Here is a 6,902-nt window from a genome sequence, read left to right as displayed (position 1 = left end):
TAAATTTGTAAATAAGTAGTAAATGTTATTTTAATAAGCAGTTAAGCCATTTTTGAGATTTTAATTTTAAAAATTATGGATACTTTATAAAATTTGTACTATTACCTTTGGTGCGTGAATTAAAAAATGGGGAAACACAAGAAAAATCGTTGTTTAATACATTGTATTAAAAGTTAAAAAATGGTAAAATATGTTATACACTAACGATTTTTCGAAACACCAGGAGGTAAAGATATGATACGTTATGAATTTCAAGGTAAAATTGCAGTAATTACAGGTGCAAGCAAGGATGAGGTTGAAATTGAGATTCCAACTGAGCTTGAGGGCAAACCAGTATCTAAAATTGAGGCGCAGGCATTTACGGATATGCCTACTTTAAAAAAGGTTATTATCCCAAAGACCGTTAAGGTTATTGGATCATACGCATTTGCGAATTGTCCAATGCTTAGTGAGGTTGTCTTTGAAGAGGGTTTAGAGACCATCGAGGACTGGGCATTTATCTCTTGTAATTTGGAATCTGTTCTATTACCAAAATCCATTAAAACAATTGGTGCTAATGCATTTTTAGGAAATATGTGTAAGGGTCAAATTGATGAATTCCTAAAGGAAAGAGATGAGCATAAGACCTTAGGTAGATCGAATGGTCATGCTGCCGCATTCCCCATTGAACTTATGGAAGCAAAAGAATCCATCAATAGTGATATTGTTGCATCTCGTGCAAGATATGTCGATGAGCAATTTGAAAAGATTACCGTTGGAGAAATGACTGCTAAGGATTTAGATATCCCATTCTATTTTGATGGAGATGAATTCATGGTTGCAGTATGGCATAAAAAGGAAATGCCAAATATCACATTTGAGGTTGCTGGTGAATCTAAGCCACTCATTGGTATGTATTCAGAAAACGACCCTGATTTCTTAGTGTTAAAGATTAATGTTTTAGCAAACAAGAATCTAGTATCAACATTCTCCATTAAAGTACCATACCTTGAGGGTATAATGATTGAAAACAAGGGTGTTGAGGTAGTCGTAAAGGATGGATTAAATTATTGCTTTGTAAGAGCACAGATATTAGAGGCAAATTATGGTAATGGAAATTATGATAGAGAATTTGCTATCAACCAATATAGTGAGCTTGCAGCAAAATTTGAGACTCAGTTCAAGAATAAATTAATCACAGAAGATCAGCATGATGAAATAAAGGATGCAATCGATCAAGACGTAATTCAAACAACACAAGGCTTCTTAGCTCAAATTGATGGATGCCCTAAATGGACATACCTAATCAATTTAAAGCGTAAGATGGAAGATGATCCTCTAGTGGATCAGGTGAAATTAAGCCAATATATCTTTGAGCATACCGTTGAATATTATAATGCCTTAGGAAGCATCTATTCTTTAATAGATATTATTTGGGAGCATTTAGATGAACACGTTAAGGCTATTGAGGAATTAACAGGCCTTCCAATTAGTGAAGTCGCAAAGAAATATGATGTTGAAATGGTGAATCAGAATCTAGAACCAATTAGTGAAGAAGAAGCTATGGCTTATAAAGCTAAATTTATGACATTAGATACAAATTATAACCTACATGGCGATTTCTTAATTTATATTTACAAAGAAATGCAAAAATTATCGAATAAATTTGGTTTATTTTCATTCCAAGCATAAGAGAGGTAATTACATATGGCAAAACCAATTATTGCTCTTCTTTATGATTTTGATAAGACATTATCCCCAACGGATATGCAGGAATATGACTTCATCAAGAATCTAGGTATGTCTCCTAAGGAATTCTGGGAGGAATGCGCTAGATTAAAGCTTGAAAACGATATGGATGGCATTCTTGCATATATGTATGTCATGGTAGAACAATGTCGGAAAAAGGGAATCAAGCTAACAAGGGAATACCTAAATCGCTGTGGTGAATCTGTTGCATTATATAAGGGTGTTTCAACTTGGTTTGAAAGAATCAACAAATTTGGTGAAGAAAATGGTGTAACCATTGAGCACTATATCATTTCAAGTGGTATCACTGAAATTATTGAAGGAACTGAAATTGCAAAATTTTTCAAGGCTGTTTATGGCTGCTCCTTCCTATATGATGATAAGGGTGAGGCTATTTGGCCGGCAATCGCTATTAACTTCACACAAAAAACACAATATATCTTTAGAGTATCTAAGGGCGTATTATCCGTTACCGATGATAAAAACCTAAACAAGGCTACATCGAAGAAGGAAAGAAGAATCCCTTATGAAAATATGATTTATATTGGAGATGGAATTACAGATATTCCATGTATGACCCTAATTCGTGAAAAGGGTGGTAAGGCTTTAGCTATTTACCCTAGTGGTGCGAAAACTAAGGCTGCAGAGCAATTAGTTAAGGAAGAAAGAATTGACTTCGTTACTGTTGCAAATTATTCTGAGGATTCAACCCTAACGAAAACGATTAAATTATATATTGAATCCATGGCCGTAATGGCAAATTTAAAGGAAAAGGAAGAAAAACAGCTTGCTATGTATTTAAAGGCAAGTGAAGAAGAACGATGAAAGTAAATTTCTTTAACGAAACAGAAACTAAAACAAGAAGCTATGAAAAAATAATTAAAAATGTATTTAAAACTATTGGTGGCAAAAAGGAATTCAATATCATCTTTGTCGATGAGGCTGAAATAAAAAGAATCAATAAGGAATATAGAAAGCTCGATAAAATTACCGATGTAATATCCTTCGCAAACTGCGATGATCCTACATGGGATAAGCATAATAAAGAGCTTGGTGATGTATTCATTTGTATTGAAAAGGCAATTGCTCAAGCAAAGGAATATGGACATTCTGTTCAAAGAGAATTTGCCTTCTTAGCTGTCCATGGTTATCTACATTTATGCGGATTTGACCACATGAGTCAAGATGACGAAAAAGTCATGTTCCAAAAACAGGATGATATCCTATTAAAGGCAGGTATTAAAAGATGAATTTTGATTGTGACAAATTAATTGATATGGCACTTGCCGGAAGAAGCAATGCCTATACTCCATACTCAAAATTTAAGGTTGGAGCTTCCATCATGCTTAAGGATGGCACCTACATTACAGGCTGTAATGTAGAAAATTCAAGCTATGGCTTATGCATTTGTGCAGAAAGAAATGCACTATTCCAAATGATTTCTAAGGGCTATACAAAAGAAGATGTTGTGGCTTTCTGCGTCGTAGGTCAAACTGATGAGCCAATTAGCCCTTGTGGTGCATGTCGCCAGGTTATGGAGGAATTATTAAAAAAGGACACTCCCGTTGTCTTAACCAATCTAGAACGTAAGGTAAAATTAACCAATGTAGCTGAATTATTGCCATATTCTTTTAGTGGAGATTCCTTAAAATGATGAATATAGATACCTATAAATCTGGCTTTGTTGCGATTATTGGTAGACCAAACGTAGGTAAATCCACATTCTTAAACAAAATGGTGGGTAAAAAGGTTGCCATAATGAGTGATAAGCCTCAAACGACAAGAAATAAAATTTTAGGTATTGTAACAACCGACGAATACCAAATCGCATTTACCGATACACCAGGCATTCATAAGCCTACAACAGAGCTTCAAAGAAGAATGGTAAATGCATCCTATGATGCAACGCTAGGTGTTGATGCCATAATCTTTATGACAACACCTGTAAAGCATGTCCTACCAGGAGATCAAATTATCTTAGATAATTTAAAAAAGACCAAAACTCCAGTATTTTTAGTCATCAACAAGGTGGATCAATTAAAGGAATTTAATGATATTGACCTTACCATTGCCCTATACATGAATTTATATCCTTTTCAGGGTATATTTCCTGTATCCGTATTAGAGGATAAAAATATTGACCATTTAATGGATGCAATTAAAGGTTGTCTTCCCTTTGGACCTAAATTTTATCCAGATGATATGAAAAGTGATCATTCCGATCGCTTCTTAATCTCTGAATTAATTCGTGAAAAAATTTTAGTTGCAACAAAAGAAGAAATTCCTCATTCTGTTGCCGTTATCATAGATTCTATGAAGGAATCTATGGAAGAAAAAGATACAATGGAAATCTATGCAACAATCTTTGTTGAAAGAGATTCCCAAAAGAAAATCATCATTGGACACAATGGTGAAATGATTAAAAAGATTAAGCAATTTGCCTTAAAGGACATAAAAAAGCTATTAGATACTAAGGTTCACTTAGATTTATGGGTTAAGGTGAAAAAGGATTGGAAGGATAGGCCAGATGACCTAAGAGCTCTTGGCTATTCTTTGGATAATTTCTAATGAAAAGTGAAGGAATTATATTAGATACAATTGATTATAAGGAATCCTCAAAAATTATACATTTATATACCCCACAGGGTAAAATTTCTGTAAAAGCCCTAGGAGCAAACAAGCCCAAGAACGGGCTTTTAGGTTTTACTACCATAGGAAATCAGGTATCCTTCATTATAACAGATAGTAAGCTTCCTACCCTAGTAGAATATAATGTAGAATCTTCCATTTATAAGATTAGTGAGGATTTTTTAAGAGTAAAATGCTTCATGGTTATGCTAAATATCATAAATCATATACCAGAGGATAATAACCATGGTCCTATTTATTCTACATTTAAAAAAATGTTAAAAGACATTTTGACAGAAAACCCAAAAAAGCTTTTATGTATCTTTTTAGTAAAGATGCTTTATGCCTTTGGCATAGCTCCAAATTTAAAGACTTGTGTTTCTTGCGGAAGTAGTGATATTAAATTTCTTGATTTAGATAAGGGTGGTGCGTTTTGCGACAATTGTAGCAGTCTTAAAAATCAAGATGAATTATATATCATTAAGGAATATTATTTTGGAAAAAAGGAAATCAAGGATTTTACAGCATGTAATTATGATTCCTTGTTAAAGGCCTTAAGAGATTATTATTTCCGTTACGCAAGCATTTCAATAAAGATTCAAGGTTTATTGAATTAATTATGCTTATAAAGGGAGGTATATCCATGATTGAAATCTGTGGAGTATCAAAATCCTTCAAGGACCATGAGGTCCTAAAGGATATTAACTTAAGCATTCCTGATAAAAAAATATTAGGTTTAATCGGCATTAATGGTGCCGGTAAATCCACTCTACTTAGAGTTATTTCTGGCATATATAGTGCGGATGAGGGTATTGTTTTAGTCGATGGTGAAAATGCATACGATAATGAAGAGGTCAAAAGAAAAATGTTCTTTTTATCGGATGATCCCTTTTATACTGCAAGAACCACTCCCGCAAGCCTACTTACTTTAATGAATACCTTTTATCCAGTGAATGAGGTTACCTATTTTGAAACATTAGATAAATTTAAAATTCCAATTCATAAAAGAATGGATAAGTTTTCAAAAGGAATGAAAAGACAGGTATTTGTGTCACTAGCCTTCGCTATAAGACCGAAATATATGCTACTAGATGAAGCCTTCGATGGACTAGATCCACTCGCTCGAGTAGAATTTAAAAACCAAATTAAGGATATGGTTGAAAAAATGGGTTCGACCGTAATCATATCGAGCCACTCCCTAAAGGAGCTTGAGGATTTATGTGATGCATTCGCTATATTAAATAATACAACAATAGCTGCATCAGGCTCTATAGAAGATGCTATTGGTGTATTACATAAATACCAAATAGCCTTCAAGGAAGATCCGGATATTCATTTCTTCCCAAGAATTTATAAGCATATTGAAAAAGATGGTAGAGTTATAAGATTAGTTTCAGAATTAAATTTAAAGGATATCGAAGAAAAATTAAAGGATATGAATCCTGTGTTCATCGATGAGCTTCCAATAGAATTCGAGGAGGTATTTACCGCTATCGTAGAAAATGGAGGAAAGATGAAATGAAAAAGATGTTCCTTTATTATTTTAGAAGAAGATTACCTGTATTGATTATCCTAATGATAGCTATGGCTATTATGACGATTATCATTCAATCTCAATCCTCCTACATTATGTATGGACAAAGTAGTGAAGGATATCGAGTGGAAACGGCAGGTCAAACCAATCCATTTATCTATTTATCGATTATATTATCCGTTATTGTAACGATAATTCCCGTTTTAGAATTTTCATTTAAAATGAAAAGAAGAAGTGTCGATTTATATTATTCCTTACCGATAAAAAGAATAAAGCTATATATTTGTAAATATTTTGTTGGGATTGCAGAATTCTTAATTCTATATATCCCACAGTGGTTAATATCCTTTATATGGCTTGCGACTATACCTTCGGTATCGAATATTTTCGATTTATCCTATTCGATTTATTTTATGCTTGCATCCATAGGCTATGGAATATTAATTTATTCCTTCCTAACCTTCTTTTATTCCATGGGAAATACCTTAGTAGACGGTATTATTTTCATGGCACTCGCATCCTGCTTCCTACCTACATTAATGAATGTAATGTATAGTTTGATTTTAGGTGCGAATTTTTCCGATAGAACCTTCTATATGCGTTTCTTCTTTATCTATTCTCCATTATTTGATATTTCAGGTAAGCTGCATTCGAATATGATAAGTGGAACCTATGAAGGTATCAATATTTTAGGAATCGTATTAAATGTTGCCTTATCCATATTAGCCCTTATAGCATTCTTCTTTATACATAGCGAGAAGAATAACGCAGAGCTTGTGGGTGATGAATCCGATACCATATTTGGCTATAAGCTATTTATACCTTTATATATGATTACATCCTTCAAGCTAATATCCTCATCCATTTCTGCCTTATGGGTATTTATTGGACTTGCAGGCTATTTAGTATACTGTATCTATAGAAAAAGCTTTAGAATAAAGCGTAATGATATCATCACCTTAGGTGTATCGATTATAATAGGATTACTAATTGCAATATTTGTTTGACAAAA

General features: G+C 33.3%; 8 protein-coding genes. All 8 read left to right on the top strand.

Annotated features, from left to right (window positions below; all coding sequences use genetic code 11):
• The first annotated feature begins 234 nt into the window (after positions 1-234).
• From SPJ17_RS02325 to SPJ17_RS02290, 8 genes are read left to right on the top strand one after another with little or no spacing between them, the layout of a single operon-like run.
• Positions 235-1,671, top strand: coding sequence for a leucine-rich repeat domain-containing protein (locus tag SPJ17_RS02325; RefSeq protein ID WP_321092362.1), 1,437 nt, complete (start codon positions 235-237; stop codon positions 1,669-1,671).
• Between the two features lie 15 nt (positions 1,672-1,686).
• Positions 1,687-2,553, top strand: a complete 867-nt coding sequence (locus SPJ17_RS02320) for an HAD family hydrolase (RefSeq protein WP_321092360.1) — start codon at positions 1,687-1,689, stop codon at positions 2,551-2,553.
• Positions 2,550-2,978, top strand: coding sequence for an rRNA maturation RNase YbeY (ybeY, locus tag SPJ17_RS02315; protein ID WP_321092358.1), 429 nt, complete (start codon positions 2,550-2,552; stop codon positions 2,976-2,978). Before SPJ17_RS02320 ends, ybeY begins: the two co-directional genes overlap by 4 nt.
• Positions 2,975-3,382 (top strand): cytidine deaminase, encoded by a 408-nt coding sequence (gene cdd, locus SPJ17_RS02310; protein ID WP_321092355.1) that lies wholly within the window; start codon positions 2,975-2,977, stop codon positions 3,380-3,382. The genes ybeY and cdd overlap by 4 nt, the downstream gene beginning before the upstream one ends.
• Entirely contained in the window at positions 3,379-4,296 is a 918-nt protein-coding gene (era, locus tag SPJ17_RS02305) for a GTPase Era (RefSeq protein WP_321092353.1), read from the top strand. Before cdd ends, era begins: the two co-directional genes overlap by 4 nt.
• Positions 4,296-4,973: a DNA repair protein RecO gene (recO, locus tag SPJ17_RS02300; RefSeq protein WP_321092351.1), complete on the top strand. Its 678-nt coding sequence runs from the start codon at positions 4,296-4,298 to the stop codon at positions 4,971-4,973. Before era ends, recO begins: the two co-directional genes overlap by 1 nt.
• A gap of 26 nt (positions 4,974-4,999) precedes the next feature.
• Entirely contained in the window at positions 5,000-5,878 is an 879-nt protein-coding gene (locus tag SPJ17_RS02295; RefSeq protein ID WP_321092348.1) for an ABC transporter ATP-binding protein, read from the top strand.
• A complete protein-coding gene (locus SPJ17_RS02290) occupies positions 5,875-6,897 on the top strand; it encodes a hypothetical protein (protein ID WP_321092346.1) in 1,023 nt (340 codons plus the stop codon). Before SPJ17_RS02295 ends, SPJ17_RS02290 begins: the two co-directional genes overlap by 4 nt.
• The last annotated feature ends 5 nt before the right edge of the window (positions 6,898-6,902 follow it).

The organism is Anaeroplasma sp. (assembly GCF_034179385.1).
Taxonomy (GTDB): domain Bacteria; phylum Bacillota_I; class Bacilli_A; order Acholeplasmatales; family Anaeroplasmataceae; genus Anaeroplasma.
This window is presented reverse-complemented; position numbering and strand designations above follow the sequence as displayed.